Source organism: Ruegeria meonggei (assembly GCF_900172215.1).
GTDB lineage: Bacteria > Pseudomonadota > Alphaproteobacteria > Rhodobacterales > Rhodobacteraceae > Ruegeria > Ruegeria meonggei.
The window spans coordinates 253,162-276,419 of record NZ_FWFP01000002.1; the positions used below are offsets into that span (position 1 = coordinate 253,162).

The following is a 23,258-nucleotide window of genomic DNA, read 5'->3' on the forward strand; positions in this document are numbered from 1 at the left end:
ACAGTATACTCATCAAAAGACCGGAGGATACATGTCACACAGCCTGCGCACCCATATCGACAGCCAGACCTATGCCGATCAGTCCACAATACTGGACGCTCTGATCACACAGGCTGATCTGACCCAAGCCGACCGCACCGCGATCAGCGCTGCGGCTGCGCAATTGGTGCGCGACATCCGGGGCAGTACTTCGCCCGGCATGATGGAGGTGTTTTTGGCCGAGTACGGCCTGTCCTCGGATGAGGGTATCGCCCTGATGTGTCTGGCCGAAGCGTTGTTGCGCGTGCCAGACGCCGATACGATTGACGCGCTGATCGAGGATAAGATTGCGCCGTCAGATTGGGGCAAACATCTGGGGCAGTCCTCGTCCTCTCTGGTCAATGCATCGACATGGGCGCTGATGCTGACGGGTAAGGTTCTGGATGAGGGCAAATCTTCTCCGGTTGGCGCGCTGCGCGGGGCTATCAAACGTTTGGGCGAGCCTGTGATCCGCACCGCCGTTGGCCGCGCGATGAAAGAGATGGGTCGCCAGTTTGTTCTGGGCGAGACCATTCAATCGGCCATGGAACGTGCCAGCGGGATGGAGGCCAACGGTTATACCTATTCCTACGACATGCTGGGGGAAGCCGCCCGGACGGACGCAGACGCCGCCCGGTATCACCTGTCATATTCCCGAGCCATTGCCGCGATTGCCGATGCCTGCACCCATGACGACATCCGAGCCAATCCGGGGATATCAGTAAAGCTTTCGGCCCTGCATCCGCGTTACGAACTGGCGCATGAACAGCGGGTTATGAACGAGCTGATGCCACGCCTGCGCGCCCTATGCATCCTGGCCAAAGCCGCCGGGATGGGGTTGAATGTGGATGCAGAAGAGGCCGACCGCCTGTCGCTGTCTCTGCAGGTGATCGAGGCTGTGATGGCCGAGCCTGCTCTGGCCGGGTGGGATGGGTTCGGGATCGTGGTACAGGCCTATGGGCCACGTGCCGGGGTCGTTCTGGACACGCTGTACAACATGGCAGAACGCCATGACCGCAAGCTGATGGTCCGTCTGGTCAAAGGTGCGTATTGGGACACCGAGATCAAGCGCGCGCAGGTCGAAGGTGTGGACGGATTCCCGGTGTTCACCCGTAAGGCGGCAACGGATATCTCGTACATCGCCAATGCGCGCAAACTGCTGAACATGACCGACCGGATTTATCCTCAGTTCGCAACCCATAACGCCCACACGGTCAGCGCGATCCTGCACATGGCCGACACCCAACCGTTTGAGTTTCAGCGCCTGCACGGCATGGGCGAGACCTTGCACCAGATCGTCAAGGAACAGAACAATGCACGCTGTCGGATTTACGCCCCGGTCGGCGCGCATCGCGACCTGTTGGCCTATCTCGTCCGCCGCCTGCTGGAAAACGGTGCAAACTCATCTTTCGTGAACCAGATCGTGGATGAGACCGTTCCACCAGAGGAGGTCGCCGCAGACCCCTTTGACACCATTCAGGAACCAAAGCCGCATTTACCCACTGGTCCCGACCTGTTTCAGCCCGAGCGGCCCAATTCAAAGGGGTTCGATCTGCAGCACACCCCCACGCTCGACCGGATCGATGCCGCGCGGGATCAGTTCCGGGCACATCACTGGTATGCGCGGCCCCTGCTATCCGATGACGCACATCCCGAGGGTGACCAACCCGTGATCAACCCGGCCCAGCCACAAGACCGGCCTGGGGCCATTGCCCCTGCCAGTGCGCGCGACGTAGAACAGGCTCTGGCCTCGGCCGTTCCATGGCAGGCAACTACGTCGGTTCGGGCGCAAATTTTGAACGCAGCCGCCGATCTGTACGAGGCGAATTATGGCGAGCTTTTCGCCCTTTTGGCCCGCGAAGCTGGGAAATCCCTGCCCGATGCGGTGGCCGAGCTGCGTGAGGCGGTTGATTTCCTGCGCTACTACGCGGCCAATATCCCCGACGCCAAACCGGCGGGAACCTTTACCTGCATCAGCCCGTGGAACTTCCCCCTGGCGATTTTTACCGGTCAGATATCTGCCGCGCTGGCCACCGGCAACGCCGTGTTGGCCAAACCCGCCCCTCAGACGCCTCTGATTGCGCACCGCGCTGTCCAACTGTTGCACGAGGCAGGCGTACCGCAGGACGCTCTTCAATTGCTGCCGGGCGGACCGTCGGTTGGTGCAGCACTAACCTCGGATACGCGGGTGTCTGGCGTTGCCTTTACCGGATCAACCGCGACCGCGCTGAAAATCCGCGTGGCCATGGCCGAGAACCTCCGCCCGGGCACGCCGTTTATTGCGGAAACCGGCGGGCTGAATGCAATGATCGTCGACAGCACCGCCCTGCCTGAACAGGCCGTGCAATCCATCATCGAAAGCGCCTTTCAATCCGCGGGGCAGCGATGCTCCGCTTTGCGGTGCCTTTATGTGCAAGAAGATATCGCCGCCGATCTGCTGACCATGCTGGCCGGTGCAATGGATGCCCTAGAGGTGGGTGAACCCTGGTCAATCTCAACCGATTGCGGCCCGGTGATTGACGACACCGCACAGCAGGGTATTGCAGATCACATCGCCAAGGCGCGCACCCAAGGGCGCGTTCTGAAGGAACTCAGCACCCCACCCGAGGGCACCTTTGTCGCGCCCACATTGATCGAAATTCCGGGAATCGCCGCGTTGGAACGTGAAGTGTTTGGCCCGGTCCTGCATGTTGTACGGTTCAAGGCATCCCAGATTGATCAGGTCATTGCCGATATCAACGCAACTGGCTATGGCCTGACCTTCGGCCTGCATACCCGCATCGACGACCGCGTGCAGTACATCACCGAGGCCGTCCACGCGGGCAACATCTATGTCAATCGCAATCAGATCGGCGCCGTCGTAGGCTCGCAACCATTCGGGGGCGAAGGCCTGTCAGGAACGGGACCAAAGGCTGGCGGACCCAACTACATGGCGCGGTTCTGCACTCCGGACCGGCAAGTCAGCGCCGGAGCATGGCAAAGCACCCAAAGTGACCTGCCCGCAGCACAGAGTCGTGCGGTCAGTGTCCAGACCCAGTCATTGCCCGGCCCGACGGGTGAATCCAACCGGTTGAGTGAGTTCCCGCGCGCGCCTCTTTTGTGCATGGGGCCAGGCGCGGACGCCGTACTGGCCCAGGCCAACGCGGTCGAGGCACTGGGAGGCACGGCAATCCGCGCCACTGGAATGCTGGATCTGCAAAGGCTGGAAAACGTCACCGGCATCTCGGGCGTACTCTGGTGGGGGGATGACGACACTGCGCGGCAAATCGAACGCCATCTGGCCCGACGCGATGGCCCGATCCTGCCGCTGATCCCAGGCAAACCAGATCGCGCCCGAGTTCTGGGCGAGCGCCACGTGTGCGTAGACACAACAGCTGCTGGTGGCAACGCAGCGTTGTTGGGGGGTGCGGCCTAAGCATGCCTTGACGCTGGGCCGCGAAAAGCCCAGCGTCGCGCCATGTTCCCGATCCGAGACCACAACCCGTCAGGGCGCACGCCCTATGTCGTTTACCTGCTGATGGCTGCCAATATCCTGATCTTTCTCAGTTATGTGGGGATCATGGGTAACGATCAGCAGATAAGTCAGCTGTATTATGATTACGCTGTCATACCTGCACGGATCATGGATGGTTTTGCGTATGAAACCCTTGTGACATCGATGTTTCTGCACGGCGGCTGGATGCATCTGGCGGGCAATATGCTGTTTCTGTGGATCTTCGGCGACAACATGGAAGACGAGATGGGCCACCTGCCATTTTTGCTGTTTTATTTGGCCGCGGGTATCGGGGCCGGTCTGATCCATGTCGCCACCGCGCCGGGCTCACCCGTGCCGACCATCGGTGCATCTGGTGCGATTGCCGGGGTTATGGGGGGCTATTTGTTGCTGTTCCCCAAGGCACGAGTGGACATCCTGCTGATCCTGATCGTCTATTTCCGCGTGTTCACCATCCCAGCTTTTGTCATGCTGGGTGTCTGGCTTGGCATTCAATTCACCGGTAGCCTGTCCAGCAATCCTGACGAAGGCGGCATCGCCTATTGGGCCCATACCGGCGGCTTCTTCGTCGGCCTGGTACTAAGCATCCCGCTTTGGCTGAAACGCGGCGGTCCTGGATTCTGGAACCGCACGCATGGACACCCACCCCATCCCGAGAATAAGTTCAAGCTGGAACAGTCGCGTATTCCACGCGTACCGCGCAAATAACCGTCACGAGTCAGAATGCTCTGGCAAGCAGCCGCCACTTAGCTGCGTGATTTCCTGTGCAGCAGCCTTCACCATTTCACCCAGTTCCGGTGCGCGATCGGATTTGAACCGAACAGTCGGGCCGGACACGGAAATCCCGGCGCAGGGCTCGGCCCGGTCGTTAAAGATCGCAGCACCGATGCAGGACATGCCCTCATACCGCTCTTCGCTGTCATGGGACCAGCCTCGGGTGCGTGTCTGTGTGAGATCGACCTGCAGCGCATCGCCGGGAACACGGGTGTGATCCGTGAAACGTTCCGCGCTTGCTGCGCTTAGCGCCTTGTCCATCGCAGGGGCGCTCATCGCGGCAAGAATCGCCTTGCCGATACCAGAGGCATACATCGGCGTTCGCGCGCCCGGCGGGAAAAAGGCCCGGATTGGGTTCGGCGTTTCGACCTGCCCGACAAACACCACCTCGGCTCCGTCCGGCACCGCCAGATTGGCGGTCTCACCGCTGTCCTGCATCAGGCGCCGGAGGAACGGGCGTCCGATCTCTAGCACGCTGTTACGGCGCAGAAAGGATGCGCCGGTGCGATACGCCTCAATCCCGATCATCCACTCTTGCCGGTCCTCGTCAAAGGCCACGAAACCGCGGTTTTGCAGGGTCACCAGAATGCGATGCGTCGTGGCGGTCGGCACATCGACTTCGCGGGCCAGATCGCTGAGCACCACGCGTTCCAACCGCGCAACGGTTGTCAGTACGCCCAGCGCCCGATCCAGCGACTGCATCGTTCCCGCTGAGCTTTCCTTGAACAGCGATTTGGGCCTGCCGCGTGGTCTTTTTTGCGCGTCCAATGCCGATCCTCCCCTGCGTCCTGCCGCAGCTAATTTGCAAACTGAATTTTCCGGTTTCAAAAATGAAAAACGGAAAACGACAAACATTCAGCATGTTAGGTATTTTATGTCAAAAATGAAAATATTTTTCAAGAAAATTGCACGCCACCGCCTTTTCCCTGACACTCAGGTCCAAAGCGGAGGAACCACAGATGTCCAACCAAAACCCGGTCTTTATACCCGGCCCTACCAACATCCCGGATCGGTTGCGGCTTGCCATGCAGGTCCAGACGCAGGATCACCGTGCGCCTGACTTTGTCGAGACTTTTGCACCCGTGCTGGAAGACACCAAAAAGGTCTTTGGCACGACAAGTGGCCAGATCGTTACGTTCCCGTCCAGTGGCACTGGTGGGTGGGAGGCCGCAGTGACCAATACGCTCAGCCCCGGCGACAAGGTTCTGGTGGCGCGCTATGGCGTGTTCAGCCACCGCTGGATCGATCTGTGCGAACGCCATGGACTGGATGTTCAGATCGTCGACTGCCCTTGGGGCACTGGCGCACCTGCGGATAAGTTCGCGGACATTTTAACCGATGACACTGCACATGACATCCGCGCTGTTCTAGTCACCCATAATGAAACGGCGACCGGTGTACGTTCAGACATCAGCGCGGTGCGGCAGGCAATGGACAGCGCGGATCACCCGGCAATGTTGTTCGTGGATTGCGTCAGCTCTTTGGCATCAATGCCGTTTGAGTTTGACCGCTGGGGTGTGGACATCGCAGTGTCGGGTTCGCAAAAGGGGTTCATGTTGGCCACCGGTATGGCGATCTTGTGTGTCAGCCCCAAGGCGCAAGAGGCGACGAAAACGGCAAAACTGTCCCGCACGTTCTTTGATTTTGGGGACATGATGGCTGCAAACGCGTCAGGTGGGTTTCCCTATACACCGCCCCTGCAGCTGATCTATGGCCTGCGGGAAAGTCTTAAGATGCTGTTCGAAGAAGGCCTTGAGAACGTCTATGCCCGCCATCACCGACTGGCCGAAGGCGTACGCCGCGCGGTGGGCGCGTGGAATCTGAACCTGGTTGCTCAGTCGCCAGAACTGTATTCGGACACAGTCAGCGCGATCTATGTCCCCCAAGGGTTCGACAGCAACGCCCTGACTGACCATGCGTTCAACGCCTATGGCGTGTCATTTGGTGTTGGGTTGGGCCAGATGAATGGTCAAGCTTTTCGCATCGGCCATCTGGGCAGCCTGACCGACGTGATGGTCCTGTCCGGGCTCGGTGCCATCGAGATGGCGATGGCCGATCTGAACTATCCGATCACGTTGGGCAGCGGTGTTGCCGCAGCGCAGGACTATTATCGCGCGGGCTCGTCCGGACGCGCCAAAGCCGCTGCATAAGGGGAAGACATGTTGGATCACACTTCTGCCGCAGACCTAACCATCGCAGATATGCACGCCGCGCATGATCGGATCAAACCCTATATTCGGCGCACGCCGGTGATGGTTTCGGACTATTTGAACGACATGACCGGCGCGCAGTTGTTCTTTAAATGCGAGAACTTTCAGGAAGCTGGCGCATTCAAGGTGCGCGGGGCAAGTAACGCCGTGTTCGGCCTGAGTGATGAGATGGCAGCCAAGGGCGTCTGCACTCATTCAAGCGGCAATCACGCGCTGTCCCTGTCGTATGCCGCCGGACGACGCGGCATTCCCTGCAACGTGGTCATGCCCCGCACGGCCCCGCAAGCCAAAAAGGATGCAGTGCGCCGGTATGGGGGTACGATCACCGAATGCGATCCGTCGACCTCATCCCGTGAGGCGACATTTGCCGAAGTGCAAGCCCGTACAGGAGGCGAATTCGTTCATCCGTATAACGATCCTCGTGTCATAGCCGGTCAGGCCACATGCTCGGCTGAATTGTTGGAACAAACTGACGGAGTGGACGCGGTCATCGCCCCTATCGGCGGCGGGGGCATGATCTCGGGCACGTGCCTGACGGTTTCGAACTTGGCCCCCGACACCGCAATCTATGCCGCCGAGCCAGAACAGGCGGACGACGCATACCGGTCCTTCAAAGCAGGCCACATCATCGCTGATGATGCGCCAAAAACGATCGCCGACGGGCTACTGGTGCCTTTGAAAGAAAACACGTGGCACTTTGTGTCCAACCACGTGACCGACATTTTCACCGCGTCTGAAGATGAGATCATCGAAGCGATGAAACTGACATGGAAATACCTGCGCGTGGTGATGGAGCCATCTTCGGCCGTGCCCTTAGCGACCATTCTCAAGAACCCCAAAGTGTTTCGGGGCAAGCGCGTCGGCGTGATCATCACCGGCGGCAATGTGGATCTGGAAAAGCTGCCCTGGCTGAAAGGGTAAGGAGGAACGACATGAACAAACCTGTAAACGTCAAAGAGCTCGACGTGGGGTTCGACATCCCCGCCGCCATCGGCATGGACGAATCCGAGATTCAAACACCCTGCCTGATCCTTGATCTGGACGCGTTGGAGCGGAACATCAAAAAGATGGGGGCGTATGCCAAGGACCACGGCATGCGCCACCGGGTTCACGGTAAGATGCACAAATCCGTCGATGTCGCCAAGCGGCAGGAGGAGCTTGGCGGTGCGGTTGGCGTGTGCTGTCAGAAAGTCTCTGAAGCCGAGGTTTTTGCCCGGGGCGGTATCAAGGATATTCTCGTCTCTAATCAGGTGCGGGACCCGGCCAAAATCGACCGTCTGGCGCAGCTGCCCCAATTCGGTGCCCGTACGATTGTCTGTGTGGACGATATCGACAACATCGCCGATCTGTCTGCCGCGGCCGTTCAACACGGAACAGAGCTGGAAGTCTTTATCGAGATCGACTGCGGCGCTGGCCGTTGTGGCGTAAACTCCACAAGCGCAGTGATCGAGATCGCCAAGGCGGTTCAGGCTGCGCCCAACCTGAAATTCTCAGGCATTCAGGCCTATCAGGGTGCGATGCAGCACCTCGACACTTATGAAGCGCGTGAGGAAAAACTGAACGTTGCTATCGCAATGGTTAAGGATGCTGTGGACGGACTAAAGGCCGAAGGGATCGACTGTGATCTGGTCTCGGGTGGCGGCACCGGGTCTTATTATTTCGAAAGCAATTCAGGTGTTTACAATGAATTGCAGTGCGGATCTTATGCGTTCATGGACGCCGATTACGGGCGCATTCTGGATCAGGATGGCAAGCGGATCGATCAGGGCGAATGGGAAAACGCGCTGTTCATTCTAACCAGTGTCATGAGCCACACCAAGGCAGACAAGGCCATCTGCGATGCGGGCCTCAAGGCGCAGTCGGTGGATAGCGGCCTGCCCTTTATTTATGGGCGAGACGATGTGGAATACCTGAAATGTTCGGACGAACATGGCGTGATCGGTGACCCGGATGGCGTTCTGAAGGTCAACGACAAGTTGCGGCTGGTGCCCGGTCATTGTGACCCCACCTGCAATGTCCATGACTGGTATGTGGGTGTACGCAACGGCAAGGTTGAAACCCTTTGGCCCGTCTCGGCGCGCGGAAAGGCCTTTTGAACGATGAGGGATGTCATGAATACACAAACCGATGGCCTGCTGATCGTGGGCGAGGATCTTTGCGAGCAACTGGTAGGCCGCCAACAAGCCTTTGAGGCTGTGCAATCCGTCTTTGGCGCGATGGCCAGCGGCGGGGCGCGGAACTTTCCCGTCGTTCGCGAAGCCTTGGGCTATGCCGATGCGCTTTACGGCTTCAAATCCGGGTTCGATCAGCATGGTCAGGTGCTAGGGGTCAAATCCGGCGGGTACTGGCCGGGAAACGCGGAGCAGGGCCTGACCAATCACCAGTCCACGGTGTTTCTATTCGATCCCGATACCGGGCGGTTGTCTGCGCTGGTTGGTGGCAATTATCTGACAGCGGTGCGCACTGCGGCCTCATCAGCTGTGTCGATTGCACATCTGGCCCGCAAGGATGCCAAGGTGTTGGGCATGGTTGGCGCGGGTCATCAATCAACCTTCCAACTGCGCGCAGCGGCTGAACAACGCGATTTTGAAAAGGTCGTCGCCTGGAACCCGCATCCCGACATGTTGCCTCGTCTAGCTGCCGTCGCCGAGGAACTGGGACTAAGTTTCGAATCTGTCAGCCAGCAGGAGCTGGGCGCGCAGGCGGATGTGGTCATCACCATCACATCAGCGTTTGAGCCGCTGCTGATGGCAGGCTGGATTAAACCCGGCACGCATCTGGCCTGTATGGGCACGGACACCAAGGGCAAGATGGAGGTTGATCCCGCCTTGTTGGCCCGGGCCACTGTGTTCACAGATGAGGTCGCCCAGTCCGTTTCCATTGGCGAGGCGCAGCACGCCATAAGCAGCGGCGCGATAACCGAGGACGCAATTACACCCATTGGCTCGGTCATCAACGGGAACCACCCCGGGCGTTCCAGCGCAGATGAGATCACCCTGTTCGATGGGACCGGTGTTGGACTGCAGGATCTGGCCGTAGCCTCGGTCGCTGCAAAACTGGCGGATGAGGCCGGGCTGGCAACGCGCGCAACTCTTTAAAACGAAAAAGCGCGCCTCATTCAGGGCGCGCTTGCTCAGCAGATTTTGGGATAAGTCAGTCCCGGACGATCTTGGCAAACTGATCAAAGATCGGCTCGTTCGCACAGATCACTTCGCCATCTTCCAGAATACTGCCTTCGGGGTTCAGCGGCTGGATCAAACCACCGGCCTCTTTGACGATGATGATCCCGGCTGCCAGATCCCATGCGTTCAAACGGCGTTCCCAGAATCCTTCGTAACGACCAGCGGCCACATAGGCCAAGTCCAGCGCCGCAGCGCCCCAGCGGCGCACACCGGCACACACAGGCATAAGACGCGCCAGATCCTGCAGCGTGGCAGGCAGGTCGGAACGGCCGCCAAAGGGCAGGCCCGTCGAAAACACCGACTCGATCATACGATGACGACCCGAAACGCGAATGCGCATGTCGTTCATCCACGCACCCTCGCCTTTTTCTGCAAAGAACATCTCATCCTTGGCGGCGTCATAGATTACGCCGGCAACGATCTTGCCCTTGTGTTCCAACGCAATGGAAATGGCCCAATGCGGCAAACCGTGCAGAAAATTCGTGGTGCCGTCCAGCGGGTCGACGATCCAGCGACGGGTGGGGTCTTCGCCCTCGATCACGCCACCCTCTTCGGCCAGCCAGCCATAGGTCGGGCGCGCAGTCAGCAATTCCTCTTTCAGGATCGCCTCGGCGGCAATGTCCGCCTTGGAGACAAAGTCACCCGCGCCCTTCATTGACACCTGAAGGTTCTCGACTTCGCGAAAATCCTTGACCAGAGAACGCCCCGCTTTGCGCGCGGCCTTGATCATGATGTTGAGGTTTGCACTGCCAACCATTGTCCAAAGGCTCCTGTCCGGTCAAACCGCGCGTATACTGATGCAATGCGTCCTTGCCAAGAGGAATGATGCGCATAGCAGACCCGCGTCTGACGCCTATTGAGACTGCAGCTTGCGCGCCTCGGTTTCAGCCAGCTTGATCAGCTCTTGCACAAAGGGTTTTTCAAGGTCGTCAGTCCGTACCGCAGCATAAAGCCGGCGGGTAATTCCATCCTTGGTCAGCGGTCGGGTAACGTAGTCCGAATTGTACTTCACCTCGCGCACGACCCAGTCGGGCAACACCGAAATCCCCCGGTTCGAGGCCACCAATAACAGGATCACGGCGGTCAGTTCGACCTGCCGGATCGCGGCCGGTTCAACTCGCGCAGGGATCAGCAACTGGCTGAAAATATCCAGCCTCGTCCGTTCGACCGGATAGGTAATCAGGGTCTGGCCGCGAAAATCCTCGGCATCGATAAAGTCCTTCTGCGCCAGCGGGTGCGCCGACGCCGCAACGAACACGGCATCGTAGTCGAAGAGCTCAATGAATTCGACGCCTGGCAGGTTCTCGGGGTCGGACGAGACGACAAGATCGACCTCTTCTTTTTGCAGTGCGGGCAAGGCATCAAAGGCAAGCCCGGGCCGGATATCGACATCTACATCGCCCCAGGACTTGCGAAAGGTTTCCAGTACGGGAAACAGCCATTCGAAACAGGCATGGCATTCAATGGCGATATGCATCCGCCCGGTGCGCCCATCGCGCAGCGACGAGAACTCTTGCTGCGTTGCCTCGACCTGCGGCAGGATTTGCTCGGCCAGGCGCAACAGACGCAATCCAGCCGCCGACAGTTTCATCGGCTTTGACCGGCGCAGAAACAGCTCAACCCCGGCCTGATCCTCTAAACCTTTGATCTGATGGCTTAACGCAGATTGGGTGATGTTTAGCTGATCCGCCGCCCGGGCCAACCCTCCGCATTCATGGATCGCCTTGATCGTGCGCAGGTGCCGGAATTCGATGTGCATTAGATGAGACTCATGTTGTTCTTGAATAATATGAGTTTGTCTCACAATGCCAGAAGTGGCACAAGGGCTTGGAACGAAACACACGAGGCCAAAATGACCAAGCCAGACATCTCATTCGAGTTCTTCCCCCCCAAGACGCTCGAGGCTTCGTTTCGTTTGTGGGATACGGTTCAGACGCTGGCCCCACTTGACCCGCGTTTTGTCTCGGTGACCTACGGTGCCGGTGGCACAACCCGAGAGTTGACGCGTGACGCGGTTGCCACCTTGCACAAGTCATCAGGCTTGCCAGTCGCTGCACACCTGACGTGTGTCGATGCGTCCCGTCAGGAAACGCTGGAGATCGCCGATGCGTTTGCACGGGCGGGGGTCCAGGACATCGTGGCATTGCGGGGCGATCCGCCCGCCGGGCAGGATCGTTTCGAGCCGCATCCCGATGGCTTTGCAAACTCGGTTGAATTGATTTCCGCCCTGGCAGAGACCGAGATGTTCAGCATCCGTGTCGGTGCCTACCCTGACATTCACCCCGAAGCACAGAATGCGCGGACGGATGTGGATTGGCTCAAGGCCAAGCTCGACGCCGGCGCTGACGAGGCGTTGACCCAGTTCTTTTTCGAAGCCGAGACGTTTTTCCGGTTCCGCGATGCCTGCGCCAAAGCGGGGATCGACAAACCCATCGTGCCGGGCATCTTGCCGATCGAAAACTGGAAAGGGGCCCGGAATTTTGCCAACCGCTGCGGCACCCGAATCCCGGCCTGGGTCGATCAGGCGTTTGAAAAAGCCATTCGTGACGACCGCGAGGATCTGTTGGCTACCGCCCTGTGCACCGAATTGTGCTCGGACCTGATCGAAGGCGGCGTGGACAAGTTGCATTTCTACACGCTGAACCGGCCGGAACTGACGCGAGACGTATGTTTTGCACTGGGCATCACCCCAAAAACCGAACTGCAAAACGTCGCTTGATCATTCACAGGTGATCGAATGAAACCCCAACCTTTTTTTGGGTTCAGAACGTTTGATCACCGCCGACTACTAAGTGCCCTCTGCGGCACGAAAAACAATTGAGGCGTTGATACGGCATTACCATCTTCAATGTGATCAATCGTTCCATAAATTTGACAAAACCGTGAAGCTATAATCACTTAGTAATCAGTGTTTGTTTAATGAGTGAATTGAGTTATGGAGCCTGTTGATAAGATTAGGGCCCGCGCTGACGCGCTGGAGGCCCTTGGGTTGGACCAGAATGCCGGGTCTAACGAAATCCGTGACGCGTGGCGCCATATTGCTTTTCACGCGCATCCCGACCACACCCAAGGAGATTGCTCCAGTTTTTCGCGCGCGAAAGAGGCGTATGACTTGCTGCGGCGCGAGGGGATGACCGCCAAGGGACAATCCGGAAAACCCCGCAGACCCAAGTTGCGCAAGCGCGTGATTGAATTGGAAAGCACAGATATCGACGCGTGTCGGGTTTTACTGAACACGGCCCTGTCTCATAATCCTGATGGAGCGGCTGCGGATGCCGAGGGCCAGAATGTGGCCGAAGCGGATCATATTCCGGACGCCGTCGGATTCTTTGGGCGTCACCTGACTTATTTTGTCCCGACACCTGTTTGCGAAGGTGCCAATCGCGTCGCTCTTCCAACGTCATTTCTTGCCGCTGTACGCCGTATGGACACCGAAGTGCTCAGCTTTCAATCAAAGGATTCCGGTGCCGGAGAAGTCATGGTTCCCGAGGCCATCACTGCAAGCAAGTTTCCCGGTGCGCGAAGCGTGCGCATCAAGTTCGATGCAGATCAGCAGATGCGGGACAGTTTCTGGCTGGCAAGCTGACAAGCAAAAAAGCCCGACGCTGAACCGCCGGGCTTTTGGGGGCTAGAGTGGCCACTAGTTGGAAATCGGACCTTCAGAGGTGAACTTTGGAATGACGCTGGTCGACGCATCTGCGGGTTCGATCCCGGGCCAGTTGCCTTCGGCCAGATTGATATTTCCCGGAACGTCCTCTTCAAAAAAGCCGACAACGACATCGGTGATGTTTAAATACAGCTTGTTATCGACAATCCGCCACAGGTTGGGGTTGGCAGGAACCTTGCCGCCACGAGACACGCCGTAAGCGCAGTGGCCATCATATTGCGGTGCGTAAAAGGCCGGGTTCTCAAGGAACTTGTCGCGGTTTTCCTCGGTCGCAAACGCCCATGTGGCGCCGTTGTAATCTGCGGTAATGTCAGCGCGCCCGCGCACTGCCTCAGGCTGCGACTGACCGACCGGAGCCTGATCCAGGTTGCGATATGACACGACGTCATAACCAGAGACGGCGAATCCGGTGCCATCCACGTACTGATCACCGGCAAAGGCCGGAACTGCAAAGGCCAGTGTCGTCGCTAGGGTCAGGGCAAAGCGTTTCATGTGGTCAATCCTCTTGTCCTTAGGGTTGTCGACCGGAATTCCGGGTCTAATCGGACAATAGGGTATTTCCGGCCTTACGGCAGTCCTGCTCGCGGCGCTGTGACGTCGAATGAAGAAATGTGAGGTGTTGCCGCCCGATTGTTACAAATCCGCACTTACGTCCGGGGTTGGACTCTGGGCGTTGCAACATTAGCTGTTGAGATGAACGGGCACGTCACCCGAACTATGCTGAGAAAGGCAAGAGATGACCGAGCAATCCACTTACACGCCCCCCAAGGTCTGGACATGGGACAGTCAGAATGGGGGCCAGTTTGCCAACATCAATCGTCCGATTTCCGGAGCCACCCATGACAAGGACTTGCCGGTGGGACGTCATCCCCTACAGCTTTATTCATTAGCGACCCCAAATGGCGTCAAAGCAACGGTGATGCTGGAAGAGCTTCTTGCCCTGGGCCATGAAGGTGCGGAATACAACGCCTGGCTCATCAATATTGGCGAGGGCGATCAGTTCGGTTCGGGCTTTGTCGAGGCCAACCCTAACTCGAAAATTCCCGCGCTTTGGGATCGGTCTGGGGAAAAGCCCGTTCGGGTTTTCGAAAGCGCCTCCATCCTGTTTCATCTGGCCGAAAAGTTCGACGCCTTCCTGCCGAAATCCGGTCCCGAGCGTACCGAAGTTATGAATTGGGTGTTCTGGCAGATGGGCAGCGCGCCTTATCTGGGCGGTGGGTTTGGGCATTTCTACGCCTATGCTCCGGAAAAATGGGAATACCCCATCAACCGTTTCGCAATGGAGACAAAACGCCAACTGGACGTGCTTGATCGTCAACTGGCCGAAAATTCATTCATCGCAGGCGAAGATTACACCATCGCAGATATGGCGATCTGGCCCTGGTATGGCCAGTTGGTTCTGGGCCGTCTCTACAGCGCAGCCGAGTTCCTGGACGTCGAATCCTACACGCACGTGATGCGGTGGGCCAAGGCCATCGATGCGCGCCCGGCCGTTAGCCGCGGTCGCATGGTCAATCGCCCGTTCGGTGAGCCCCACACGCAGCTTCACGAACGCCACGAAGCCAGCGATTTCGAAACCCGCACCCAGGACAAGCTGGAAGCTGCGGCAGAATAACCTTTGGCGCCCCGTAGGTCAGGGATCGGCGGGGCGCTTTGAATTGGGCTATTTCAGGATGGGCGGCTGGTTCGGATCACTGCCCGGTGCGACTTGTTTTATAACGCGTTCCTGCGGTTGCGGCAGATCGAACCGAAGCCCGACCTTTGCCAACGATGCAGCGGTCGGATCATGTGGCGCAAAGAACCCCACATCCATCGCCCCGGCTTCGATGCCAGAGAAGGTCAGCGCCTCGGACGCGGCTTTGGCCAGTGCAGCTTCTGCGCCCTCAACCGTGCCAACAAACCCCAAAAGGTGGCCCGAGCCACCGTCCTCTGATTTCGTGCCCACCAGATACGCCGCTTGCGCCAAACCAACAGCTGTGGCCAGCTTTGCATCCAGCGCGGTCAGCAGATCTTCTGGCAACCCCACGGGAGGCAAGAACTCAGCAAGGCGTTGCTGCACTTCTTCGGGGCCGTGCTGCAAGGTGGTGTCCAACCAACCCAGCGCCTCGGACGGAATCAACATAGAGGACGGTGCCACCTCTAGGTTTAGCCCCAGGCCAATCCCCTGCCCCGACAGCATCGACGACAACACACGCCCGGACAGCGCCACATAGGGCACCGGGCGGCCAGCAAACCGGGACAGACGATCCTCGCGGTCGAAGGCCAGGACAAAGCTACCATCTGCCACGTCGAACAGTTCGGGCGAGATGTTTTCGCCTTTTGCCTCTTCGGTCAGCATCAGGAACAGCTCGCTATCCGCAAGCCGTTCGAAAAACCGCAGCCGGGCTGCGTTGTCGTGCAGATTGGCGTCCATGGCGACATGGGCGGCGTCAAGGGCGGATGTGTCAGTCATTCAGAACCTCTTGAACCCGCGCGCGCAGAACCGGCAAAAGCTCGGCCTCGAACCACGGGTTTTTCCTGAGCCATGCCGTATTCCGCCAGGACGGATGGGGCAAGGCAAATACCCGCGGCGCATAGTCTCGCCAATTGCGAACGGTCTCGGTCACAGGGCTGCGTACATGCAGATGGTACTTATGCGCATGTCCCCCAACCAGAATGGTCAGTGGTACTTCGCCTAATGCCTGCATCACTTTGCCATGCCATGTCTTTCCGCAAATTGGCGGGGGCGGCAGATCGGCCTTGCGTTCGTTGTAGCCGGGGAAACAAAACGCCATCGGAACAATCGACACCTGGGCGCGATCATAAAACACGGTCTCGTCAATACCCAGCCAATCCCGCAATCGGTCACCCGATGGGTCGGAAAACGGACGCCCCGACAGGTGGACGCGCGCGCCCGGGGCCTGTCCCGCAATCAAGATTGGTGCGCCCGGCTGAAACCAAACCACCGGACGCGGTTCATGCGCGGTTTCGGTTGCCGCGAACCTGTCTGCACAAATGCGGCAGGATTTGATTTCTTTCTCTAACGAATTCATCAGATCGCAAGATTTCCTGCATCATGTTGGTTGACGGTCGAGCTGAAAGATAGTCAACGCGGGGCCTCGGTCCAACCGGTGAAATAGTCACAATGCCGATGAAGTGCTGAGGTACGCATTGATCATTTGTTTCATAATTCGACATAATGTGGCCAACATGGGTCCGTAGTTTAACCACGCCCTCGCCGACCCGGTCGGTGCACAAACAAACCAAGAGCAGCAGGCTTTGAATGCTTGAGTTTGAGAATGTCAGTAAGTCCTTCTGGACCGGGACGCGCCGCAAGGTGATCCTGGACCGGGTCTCGTTCCGGGTTGAACTGGGCCGGTCGGTTGGCATTCTGGCCCCCAACGGCACCGGAAAAACCACGCTGATCAACATGATGGCCGGCCTGGAAAAACCTGACGAGGGTGTTATCCGTAAATCCTGCAGGATTTCGTTCCCAATGGGTTTCACGGGCGGCGTGGCTAGCAAAATGTCGGCGCTTGAGAACGCGCGTTACATCGCCAAAATCTATGGAATGGACCCCGACTATGTTGAGGCTTATTGCAGCTGGCTATGCGGTTTGGGTGAATATTTTGACCAACCCATGGCCACCTATTCATCAGGGATGAAGGCCCGATTTACCTTTGCGTTGATGCTGGCGCTGGATTTTGACATGTACCTGATCGATGAAGGGATGCCTGCCTCTACGGATGTCGAATTCAACAGAAAAGCAGGTGATATCCTGAAAGAACGCTTGCGCACGACCACTTTGGTAATTGTTTCCCACAACCCGGATGTTCTTGAACGATTTGCGCAACAGGCGGCAGTTCTTCTGGACGGTCAGCTTCATATGTTCGAAACCTTGGAAGAGGCAAAACAGCTATATGACTACCAAACCCAAGGCTAGAAAATACAATTGGCGTCGCAATCGTCAGGGGGTCGGCACGCCGGACGCCCGTGCCGATGCGATCTCGCGCATCAGGAAGGCGACGCAACCGACCGAGACTGGGAATGAACAGCAGCCTGCGACCGATATTGATGAAATCAAGCGCGAAGGGCTGACTGGGCGGCAATTGCGCGTCGCCCGGCGGCTGGCGCAAAAGAACGATCTTGCGGCGACCTCGGATTACGACGCAGTGCGGTTGCTGCGCTTAAAGGGCATCGACCCGTTTGAACGCGCCAACCTGCTGGAACTGGCGTCCGAAAAGGCACAGGCCGAGGATCAGACCCAGGACAAGATCACAATTCAGCTGCCGCAGACCGTCAGAGACACCCCGCAGACCTTGCCGGGTCCGGAACTTAGCCCGTCAGAACGCCGGGATTTTGAAATCGGTGAGATTCAAAAGGACATCGCACGCCGCCGCAAACGCAAACTTTTTGCCTTGTTTGCGCGTCTGGCGGTTTTTGTCCTGCTGCCAACTCTGATCGTTGGACTGTATTTCTATCGGATCGCGACACCGATGTACGCCAGCGACTCAGCCTTTTCCATCCTGCAAGCGGATGGCGGCGGTTCGATCGGCGGCCTACTATCCGGTACGCAGTTTGCCACAGCCCCGGATTCCGTTGCCACACAGGAATTCCTTGAATCAAAAGATGCTTTGCAGCGCCTTGAGGGGGACGTCGGGTTTTCCGAGGTTTTCAAGCAAGATTGGATTGACCCGATTCAACGACTGTCTCTGGACGCAAGTCTTGAGGAAACTTATAAGCTTTACAAGCGGATGATCGTTATCGGATTTGACCCTACAGACGGCATCATCCGCATGGAAGTTGCTGCGCCGGATCCGGACATTGCGGTCAATTTGTCTAACACGCTCATCTCTTATGCCGAAGACCGGATAAACGGGCTGACAGAGCTGAAACGCGAAGACCAGATGCGAGATGCCCGCGCTGGTTTTGAAGCCGCCCAACAAGAACGCAGAACAGCGCAGGAAGACCTGATCAAACTGCAGTTGGAGGGCGCCGTACTGGACCCCGAAAACGTCCTGACAGGTCTGCGAACCCGTATCACCGAAATTGAGATTCAGCTGCAGGACAAAGAACTGCAATTGGCGGCTCTACTGGACAACCTGCGCCCGAACAAAGCCAAAGTGGATGGGGTTCGTGCCGATATTGAACGTCTGGAAGCGGTTCATGAAGAGCTGAACGCGGAAATGCTGGATGTCTCAGCAGGCGAAAACTCGCTGGTTAGGTTGAGCGTTCGAATCCAGATGGCACAGGCGGATCTGGCGGCGCGCGATTTGATGCTGCAAACCGCAATGGAGCAGATGGAAACCACCCGGACCGAGGCGAACCGAAAAGTTCGCTATCTGACCGTTTCGGTGAACCCCATCCCAAGCCAGGAACCGACCTATCCGCGCAAATTCGAAAATACGATTTTGGCTTTCCTGTTGTTTGCTGGTATCTACCTGATGATCTCGCTTACCGCGTCGGTCCTTCGTGAACAGGTATCCTCGTAAGACACATGAAACATGTAAAAATCTCCGACCTAACGGTTGGCAATGATCTGCCGCTGACGATCATTGCTGGCCCCTGCCAACTTGAAACTGCCGATCATGCACAGATGATTGCGGGAAAAATGAAAGAGGCCTGCGATGCTGCCGGTGCGCAGTATGTGTTCAAGGCCTCATATGACAAAGCAAACCGAACGTCTTTGTCGGGAAAACGCGGCTTGGGGATCGATGCCGGACTGAAGGTTCTGGATGACATCCGCACGACGATGGGTGTTCCGGTGCTGACAGACGTCCACACCGAAGCACAATGCGCCATCGTCGCCGAGGCTGTGGACGTTCTGCAGATCCCGGCCTTTCTGTGCCGCCAGACGGACATGCTGTTGGCGGCTGGAAACACAGGTGCAGTCATCAATGTCAAAAAAGGACAATTCCTAGCCCCTTGGGAAATGCCGAATATCGTCGCTAAAATTGAGAGTACGGGAAACCGAAACATTCTGTTGACTGAGCGCGGATCTTCTTTCGGCTACAATACGTTGGTGGCTGACATGCGGTCGCTGCCGCAAATGGCCCAGACAGGCTATCCGGTTGTGATGGATGCCACGCATTCCGTGCAGCAACCGGGTGGCCAAGGCGGTTCCTCTGGCGGGCAACGCGAATTTGCGCCCGTTATGGCGCGGGCCGCTGTGGCCGTAGGCACAAGCGCAGTGTTCATGGAAACGCATCAGGACCCTGACAATGCCCCCTGTGATGGGCCAAACATGATCTATCTGGACCAGATGCCTCAGCTCGTTGACACGTTGATGCGCTTTGATGCACTGGCCAAGGCCAACCCAATTCAGATTTAACCAAGAGAGTTCCTATGACCAAACCGATCCCCGAGGTGACCCCAAACACCTGGAGCTTTCTGCGCGACCCAATGATCAAACCCACGGGTTTTCGTGAATACGACGCCCGCTGGAAATACCCGGAAGAAATCAACCTGCCCGGTATGACGGCCCTTGGGCTGGGTCTGGGCACGCAAATGCGCAAGCGCGGAATCGAGCCGGTGATCGCCGTTGCGAACGACTATCGTGACTATTCGCTGTCGATCAAGAACGCGCTTATCCTCGGGCTGATGCAGGCTGGCATTCAGGTCAAGGATATCGGCCCGGCGCTTAGCCCTATGGCCTATTTCGCCCAGTTCCACCTGGATGTTCCTGCCGTCGCCATGGTAACGGCCAGCCACAACCCCAACGGTTGGACAGGTGTGAAAATGGGCTTTGACCGCCCACTGACCCATGGTCCGGACGAGATGTCGGAACTGCGCGACATTGTCCTGAACGGCCAAGGGGTTGCGCATGAGGGCGGATCTTATGAGTTCGTCGACGGCGTCAAAGAGGCCTATATCGATGACCTGGTCGGTGATTTCAAACTGTCTCGACCGCTCAAGATTGTATGTGCCACCGGCAATGGCACAGCCGCGGCCTTTGCGCCTGAGATTTTTGAACGCATGGGTGTCGAAGTTGTGCACAGCCACACCCGGCTCGACTATACTTTTCCCAACTACAACCCCAACCCCGAAGCCTTGGAGATGTTGCATGACATGTCCGACACCGTGAAATCCAGCGGGGCTGACATGGCACTGGGATTTGACGGGGACGGCGACCGTTGCGGCGTGGTGGACGACGAGGGCGAAGAGATTTTTGCCGATAAGGTCGGCGTCATCATGGCCCGCGATCTGGCCAAACTGTATCCGAATGCAACCTTTGTGGCCGACGTGAAATCGACCGGCTTGTTTGCCAGCGACCCCGAGCTGATAGCACATGGCGTCAAGGCGGATTACTGGAAAACCGGCCACAGCCACATGAAGCGTCGGGTCAAGGAAATCAACGCCCTGGCCGGGTTTGAGAAATCAGGCCACTACTTCTTGGCCGAACCGATTGGGCGCGGCTATGACTGCGGTATGCGGGTGGCTGTTGAGATCTGCAAGCTGATGGACCGGAACCCGAATAAGAGCATGTCGGACCTGCGCAAGGCACTGCCGAAAACGTGGTCGACACCGACCATGTCGCCTTATGCCTCGGATACCGAAAAATACGGCATCCTTGACCGTCTGGTAGACAAGCTGGTCGCCAAGGCCCGCGCCGGCGACACTCTGGCAGGCCGCCCGATCAAAGAGGTTGTCACGGTCAACGGTGCTCGGGTCATTTTGGATAATGGTAGCTGGGGTCTTGTACGGGCATCATCGAACACCCCCAATCTGGTTGTGGTCTGTGAAAGCAGCGACAGCGAGGAAGAAATGCGCGCGATCTTCGCCGATATCGACGCGGTGATCCGCACCGAACCCGGGGTTGGCGATTACGATCAGACGATCTAGGACAGTCAGGCGGGGCGCGCTAAGCGCCCCCGCCTCAATCTCCGCCCAGCAGCTTTAGCAGACCTTTTTTGGCCTCTTCTTCAAGCTTGTTCTTCACCGCATCTTCGATGTCTTCGGTCTCGGTCACTGTGGTTCCCAACTCGCCCCCGACCTTATCCAGAACCTTTTGCTTGGCGTCATCTTCCAGATCCTTCAGCTTTCCTTCTGCCGCGGCCTCAATCACCTTGGTCAGATCGGGTTTGATCGAAGGGTTGCTCCACGGTCCGACAATCCGGACGGGAACCGACAAGCCCTCGCCGGAATTGGCGCGCAGGGCCACCGGAGTGAACAAATAGTCGATCCGGCGTCCGCCGATATCAACCTGCCCTGTGCCGTCAGCCCGGAAGTTATCCAGAGACATCAGCAGATCCTTGTTGGTCAGAACCCCTTTGTCGATCGTAATGCTGGCCGACAGACTGTTGAAAACAGTCGTTCCGCCAGAGCCCTTGCCACGCCCCATTAGCCGGTCAAGATCAAGGCCGGAGATCACCCCCTGCCCCACGTTCAGATTTCCCTTACCGCCGAGCGAACGCATAATCTGGTTTTCGGTCTGACCCACGCCCAGAAAATCGAACGCGCCCGAGCCGGAACCGGTAAAGCGGTCGATCCCCCCCAGCGTCGACAAGGCTTGTTGGATATCTATATTCTTGGCATTCAGCTTGCCGCCGACCGACAGCCCATTCCGGTTATTGGCAACCACCTGCCCGTTCAATTGCCCCGAAAACAGTGTGGCCGGGTTCATACGCAGAACCGCGCGGGACCTGTCCAGGCTGAGTGTCAGAACACTTGGCCCCAGCGTCAATTCCGGAACCGCAATCGAATTAGCTTTCAGGCGTATCTCTCCGTTGGCTAGGGCCAGAGCCGAGGCATCTATCCGCTCTGTCGACCAGCCGCTATCTTGCGAAGGGCCCGCGCCTGATCCACCGCCACCACCGGTTGCCGCAGGCTCAGAGGATGCCGCGTTATACCGCGACAGGTCGATATCGCCGCCTTCCAGCTTTGCCGTGATCTTTGGCGGGTCCGAAATCTCGATATCGGCCTCACCGGTCAGGCGGTTGTTGTCCAGTTGCGCCACCATATTGCGCAGTGAAACCCGGCCCTCTTTGGTATAGGTCATATTCGCGGACACATCGGCCACGCGCCCCAACCCAAAGGGCACACCTGTACCTGCCTGCCCAAAGGCCGCGAGCATCCGTTCTGTTTCTTGCGTTTTGACCTCCAGCTTGCCGTCCATCTCACCGGTCAGGTTGACGCGCCCGTCGAAACCGACCTCACCACCCGGTGCCGTCAAGGCCAGCTTTAACGGCGTAACAGCACCCGATGCATAGGCTGGCAGATCCTGGATCTTTAAATCGATGTTGACCTTGCCACCCGGCACCCGCATCCCGGCCTTCATCACCATGGGTGAGGTTGGACCGGGCCAACTGGCCGCAAGGTCGACATTCGAAAAATCAAACGTCGTCACCCCGTTTTCGACGTAAATCAACCGCGCGTTGGTCAGCTCGAGACGATCCAAAGTGACCTGGCCTGTTTCCGAGCCTGATGGCGCGCTGCCGCTACTACTGCTTCCGCCTGTTGGTGCCGGAGCAGCCACGGCCTCAAGCTCCCAATTGCCGCGCCCGTCTGACAGTTCAAGGCGCAACACCGGGTTATCCGCGATGACACGCCTGATCCGCAAGTCTCCGTTCAGCAGCGCCGCAGCGTCTACCCCCACGGCCAGGCTTTGGGCGCTCAGCATCGGTTCCGATCCGGCCCAAGGCGCATTACCAAACGTGACCGGCCCGGTCTCCAGCCCCAGAACGGGCCAGAAGGACAGGTTCACGTCCCCCGACAGCGTCAGGTCGCGGCCGGTCTGCCCTTTGACCTGCTCGGCCAGAATCGACGCCAGCTTGTCGCCCGGCATCAGCAAAAGGGCGCCAATCACCAGCCCGATAATGACCACAAATAGAAACAGGGTGCGCAACAGCCACTTCATTTTTCTGCTCTCCGCTTTTTGGCATGCGTTGAAAAGATCATTCAAAGCCTGCGTCACATTTGCAAGGGGAAGCTTTCCC

The 23,258-nt window shown here is 58.0% G+C and carries 20 protein-coding genes; 13 read left to right on the top strand and 7 right to left on the bottom strand.

What is annotated here, in order from left to right; translation table 11 throughout:
• The first annotated feature begins 31 nt into the window (after window positions 1-31).
• Together putA and RUM8411_RS03945 are read left to right on the top strand one after the other, a co-directional pair.
• On the top strand, window positions 32-3,433 hold the full coding sequence (putA, locus tag RUM8411_RS03940; protein WP_085821335.1) for a bifunctional proline dehydrogenase/L-glutamate gamma-semialdehyde dehydrogenase PutA: 3,402 nt from the start codon (window positions 32-34) through the stop codon (window positions 3,431-3,433).
• 42 nt (window positions 3,434-3,475) lie between these two features.
• Entirely contained in the window at window positions 3,476-4,219 is a 744-nt protein-coding gene (locus RUM8411_RS03945) for a rhomboid family intramembrane serine protease (RefSeq protein ID WP_085821336.1), read from the top strand.
• Between the two features lie 3 nt (window positions 4,220-4,222).
• Here the strand turns inward: RUM8411_RS03945 and RUM8411_RS03950 are convergent, their stop codons facing one another.
• Window positions 4,223-5,053, bottom strand: a complete 831-nt coding sequence (locus RUM8411_RS03950) for an IclR family transcriptional regulator (protein ID WP_085821337.1) — start codon at window positions 5,051-5,053, stop codon at window positions 4,223-4,225.
• Window positions 5,054-5,244: 191 nt separating this feature from the next.
• On the opposite strand from RUM8411_RS03950, the gene bhcA reads away from it, so the two are divergent.
• The 4 genes from bhcA to bhcD are packed head-to-tail and all read left to right on the top strand — an operon-like array spanning window position 5,245 to window position 9,593.
• On the top strand, window positions 5,245-6,435 hold the full coding sequence (gene bhcA / locus RUM8411_RS03955) for an L-aspartate--glyoxylate aminotransferase BhcA (RefSeq protein WP_085821338.1): 1,191 nt from the start codon (window positions 5,245-5,247) through the stop codon (window positions 6,433-6,435).
• 9 nt (window positions 6,436-6,444) lie between these two features.
• Window positions 6,445-7,416, top strand: coding sequence for a beta-hydroxyaspartate dehydratase BhcB (gene bhcB, locus RUM8411_RS03960; protein ID WP_085821339.1), 972 nt, complete (start codon window positions 6,445-6,447; stop codon window positions 7,414-7,416).
• Window positions 7,417-7,427: 11 nt separating this feature from the next.
• Window positions 7,428-8,591: a 3-hydroxy-D-aspartate aldolase BhcC gene (gene bhcC / locus RUM8411_RS03965; RefSeq protein WP_085821340.1), complete on the top strand. Its 1,164-nt coding sequence runs from the start codon at window positions 7,428-7,430 to the stop codon at window positions 8,589-8,591.
• A 15-nt stretch (window positions 8,592-8,606) separates the two neighbouring features.
• Window positions 8,607-9,593 carry an iminosuccinate reductase BhcD gene (gene bhcD / locus RUM8411_RS03970; RefSeq protein WP_200818530.1) on the top strand — a complete coding sequence of 329 codons (987 nt, stop codon included), beginning with the start codon at window positions 8,607-8,609 and terminating at the stop codon, window positions 9,591-9,593.
• Window positions 9,594-9,648: 55 nt separating this feature from the next.
• On the opposite strand, the gene RUM8411_RS03975 is transcribed toward bhcD, so the two are convergent.
• Both RUM8411_RS03975 and RUM8411_RS03980 read right to left on the bottom strand, forming a co-directional pair.
• The gene (locus RUM8411_RS03975; protein ID WP_085821342.1) at window positions 9,649-10,434 is read right to left on the bottom strand and encodes an inositol monophosphatase family protein; all 786 of its coding nucleotides are present in this window, start codon (window positions 10,432-10,434) and stop codon (window positions 9,649-9,651) included.
• A 96-nt stretch (window positions 10,435-10,530) separates the two neighbouring features.
• Window positions 10,531-11,436 carry a LysR family transcriptional regulator gene (locus tag RUM8411_RS03980; RefSeq protein WP_085821343.1) on the bottom strand — a complete coding sequence of 302 codons (906 nt, stop codon included), beginning with the start codon at window positions 11,434-11,436 and terminating at the stop codon, window positions 10,531-10,533.
• Between the two features lie 93 nt (window positions 11,437-11,529).
• Between RUM8411_RS03980 and metF the strand changes: the two genes are divergently transcribed.
• Both metF and RUM8411_RS03990 read left to right on the top strand, forming a co-directional pair.
• The gene (metF, locus tag RUM8411_RS03985; protein WP_085821344.1) at window positions 11,530-12,396 is read left to right on the top strand and encodes a methylenetetrahydrofolate reductase [NAD(P)H]; all 867 of its coding nucleotides are present in this window, start codon (window positions 11,530-11,532) and stop codon (window positions 12,394-12,396) included.
• Window positions 12,397-12,612: 216 nt separating this feature from the next.
• A complete protein-coding gene (locus RUM8411_RS03990) occupies window positions 12,613-13,263 on the top strand; it encodes a DnaJ domain-containing protein (protein ID WP_085821345.1) in 651 nt (216 codons plus the stop codon).
• A gap of 54 nt (window positions 13,264-13,317) precedes the next feature.
• On the opposite strand, the gene RUM8411_RS03995 is transcribed toward RUM8411_RS03990, so the two are convergent.
• Window positions 13,318-13,836, bottom strand: coding sequence for a YHS domain-containing (seleno)protein (locus tag RUM8411_RS03995; protein ID WP_085821346.1), 519 nt, complete (start codon window positions 13,834-13,836; stop codon window positions 13,318-13,320).
• Window positions 13,837-14,080: 244 nt separating this feature from the next.
• Here RUM8411_RS03995 and yghU point away from each other — a divergent pair, with 244 nt between their 5' ends.
• Complete coding sequence (gene yghU, locus RUM8411_RS04000; protein ID WP_085821347.1) at window positions 14,081-14,959, top strand: glutathione-dependent disulfide-bond oxidoreductase; 879 nt, start codon at window positions 14,081-14,083, stop codon at window positions 14,957-14,959.
• Window positions 14,960-15,007: 48 nt separating this feature from the next.
• Here the strand turns inward: yghU and RUM8411_RS04005 are convergent, their stop codons facing one another.
• Entirely contained in the window at window positions 15,008-15,796 is a 789-nt protein-coding gene (locus RUM8411_RS04005; RefSeq protein ID WP_085821348.1) for an SseB family protein, read from the bottom strand.
• The gene (locus RUM8411_RS04010; protein ID WP_085821349.1) at window positions 15,789-16,376 is read right to left on the bottom strand and encodes a uracil-DNA glycosylase family protein; all 588 of its coding nucleotides are present in this window, start codon (window positions 16,374-16,376) and stop codon (window positions 15,789-15,791) included. Before RUM8411_RS04010 ends, RUM8411_RS04005 begins: the two co-directional genes overlap by 8 nt.
• Window positions 16,377-16,606: 230 nt before the next feature.
• Here RUM8411_RS04010 and RUM8411_RS04015 point away from each other — a divergent pair, with 230 nt between their 5' ends.
• The 4 genes from RUM8411_RS04015 to RUM8411_RS04030 are packed head-to-tail and all read left to right on the top strand — an operon-like array spanning window position 16,607 to window position 21,165.
• Complete coding sequence (locus tag RUM8411_RS04015; RefSeq protein WP_085821350.1) at window positions 16,607-17,266, top strand: ABC transporter ATP-binding protein; 660 nt, start codon at window positions 16,607-16,609, stop codon at window positions 17,264-17,266.
• Window positions 17,244-18,815: a KpsE/RkpR family capsule polysaccharide export protein gene (locus RUM8411_RS04020; protein ID WP_085821351.1), complete on the top strand. Its 1,572-nt coding sequence runs from the start codon at window positions 17,244-17,246 to the stop codon at window positions 18,813-18,815. Before RUM8411_RS04015 ends, RUM8411_RS04020 begins: the two co-directional genes overlap by 23 nt.
• 5 nt (window positions 18,816-18,820) lie before the next feature.
• A complete protein-coding gene (kdsA, locus tag RUM8411_RS04025; protein ID WP_085821352.1) occupies window positions 18,821-19,654 on the top strand; it encodes a 3-deoxy-8-phosphooctulonate synthase in 834 nt (277 codons plus the stop codon).
• 14 nt (window positions 19,655-19,668) lie between these two features.
• A complete protein-coding gene (locus tag RUM8411_RS04030) occupies window positions 19,669-21,165 on the top strand; it encodes a phosphomannomutase/phosphoglucomutase (protein WP_085821353.1) in 1,497 nt (498 codons plus the stop codon).
• A gap of 34 nt (window positions 21,166-21,199) precedes the next feature.
• On the opposite strand, the gene RUM8411_RS04035 is transcribed toward RUM8411_RS04030, so the two are convergent.
• A complete protein-coding gene (locus tag RUM8411_RS04035; protein WP_085821354.1) occupies window positions 21,200-23,179 on the bottom strand; it encodes an AsmA family protein in 1,980 nt (659 codons plus the stop codon).
• Between the last annotated feature and the right edge of the window lie 79 nt (window positions 23,180-23,258).

What these genes read in the sequence shown, in the direction of transcription:
- kdsA (WP_085821352.1), top strand. Translation starts at nt 18,821, where the DNA reads ATGAAACATGTAAAAATCTCCGACCTAACGGTTGGCAATGATCTGCCG.
- RUM8411_RS04035 (WP_085821354.1), bottom strand. Translation starts at nt 23,179, where the DNA reads ATGAAGTGGCTGTTGCGCACCCTGTTTCTATTTGTGGTCATTATCGGG.
- RUM8411_RS03980 (WP_085821343.1), bottom strand. Translation starts at nt 11,436, where the DNA reads ATGCACATCGAATTCCGGCACCTGCGCACGATCAAGGCGATCCATGAA.
- RUM8411_RS04015 (WP_085821350.1), top strand. Translation starts at nt 16,607, where the DNA reads ATGCTTGAGTTTGAGAATGTCAGTAAGTCCTTCTGGACCGGGACGCGC.
- bhcA (WP_085821338.1), top strand. Translation starts at nt 5,245, where the DNA reads ATGTCCAACCAAAACCCGGTCTTTATACCCGGCCCTACCAACATCCCG.
- RUM8411_RS04010 (WP_085821349.1), bottom strand. Translation starts at nt 16,376, where the DNA reads ATGAATTCGTTAGAGAAAGAAATCAAATCCTGCCGCATTTGTGCAGAC.
- metF (WP_085821344.1), top strand. Translation starts at nt 11,530, where the DNA reads ATGACCAAGCCAGACATCTCATTCGAGTTCTTCCCCCCCAAGACGCTC.
- RUM8411_RS03990 (WP_085821345.1), top strand. Translation starts at nt 12,613, where the DNA reads ATGGAGCCTGTTGATAAGATTAGGGCCCGCGCTGACGCGCTGGAGGCC.
- yghU (WP_085821347.1), top strand. Translation starts at nt 14,081, where the DNA reads ATGACCGAGCAATCCACTTACACGCCCCCCAAGGTCTGGACATGGGAC.
- RUM8411_RS04020 (WP_085821351.1), top strand. Translation starts at nt 17,244, where the DNA reads ATGACTACCAAACCCAAGGCTAGAAAATACAATTGGCGTCGCAATCGT.
- bhcB (WP_085821339.1), top strand. Translation starts at nt 6,445, where the DNA reads ATGTTGGATCACACTTCTGCCGCAGACCTAACCATCGCAGATATGCAC.
- putA (WP_085821335.1), top strand. Translation starts at nt 32, where the DNA reads ATGTCACACAGCCTGCGCACCCATATCGACAGCCAGACCTATGCCGAT.
- bhcC (WP_085821340.1), top strand. Translation starts at nt 7,428, where the DNA reads ATGAACAAACCTGTAAACGTCAAAGAGCTCGACGTGGGGTTCGACATC.
- RUM8411_RS04005 (WP_085821348.1), bottom strand. Translation starts at nt 15,796, where the DNA reads ATGACTGACACATCCGCCCTTGACGCCGCCCATGTCGCCATGGACGCC.
- bhcD (WP_200818530.1), top strand. Translation starts at nt 8,607, where the DNA reads ATGAATACACAAACCGATGGCCTGCTGATCGTGGGCGAGGATCTTTGC.
- RUM8411_RS03945 (WP_085821336.1), top strand. Translation starts at nt 3,476, where the DNA reads ATGTTCCCGATCCGAGACCACAACCCGTCAGGGCGCACGCCCTATGTC.
- RUM8411_RS03995 (WP_085821346.1), bottom strand. Translation starts at nt 13,836, where the DNA reads ATGAAACGCTTTGCCCTGACCCTAGCGACGACACTGGCCTTTGCAGTT.
- RUM8411_RS04030 (WP_085821353.1), top strand. Translation starts at nt 19,669, where the DNA reads ATGACCAAACCGATCCCCGAGGTGACCCCAAACACCTGGAGCTTTCTG.
- RUM8411_RS03975 (WP_085821342.1), bottom strand. Translation starts at nt 10,434, where the DNA reads ATGGTTGGCAGTGCAAACCTCAACATCATGATCAAGGCCGCGCGCAAA.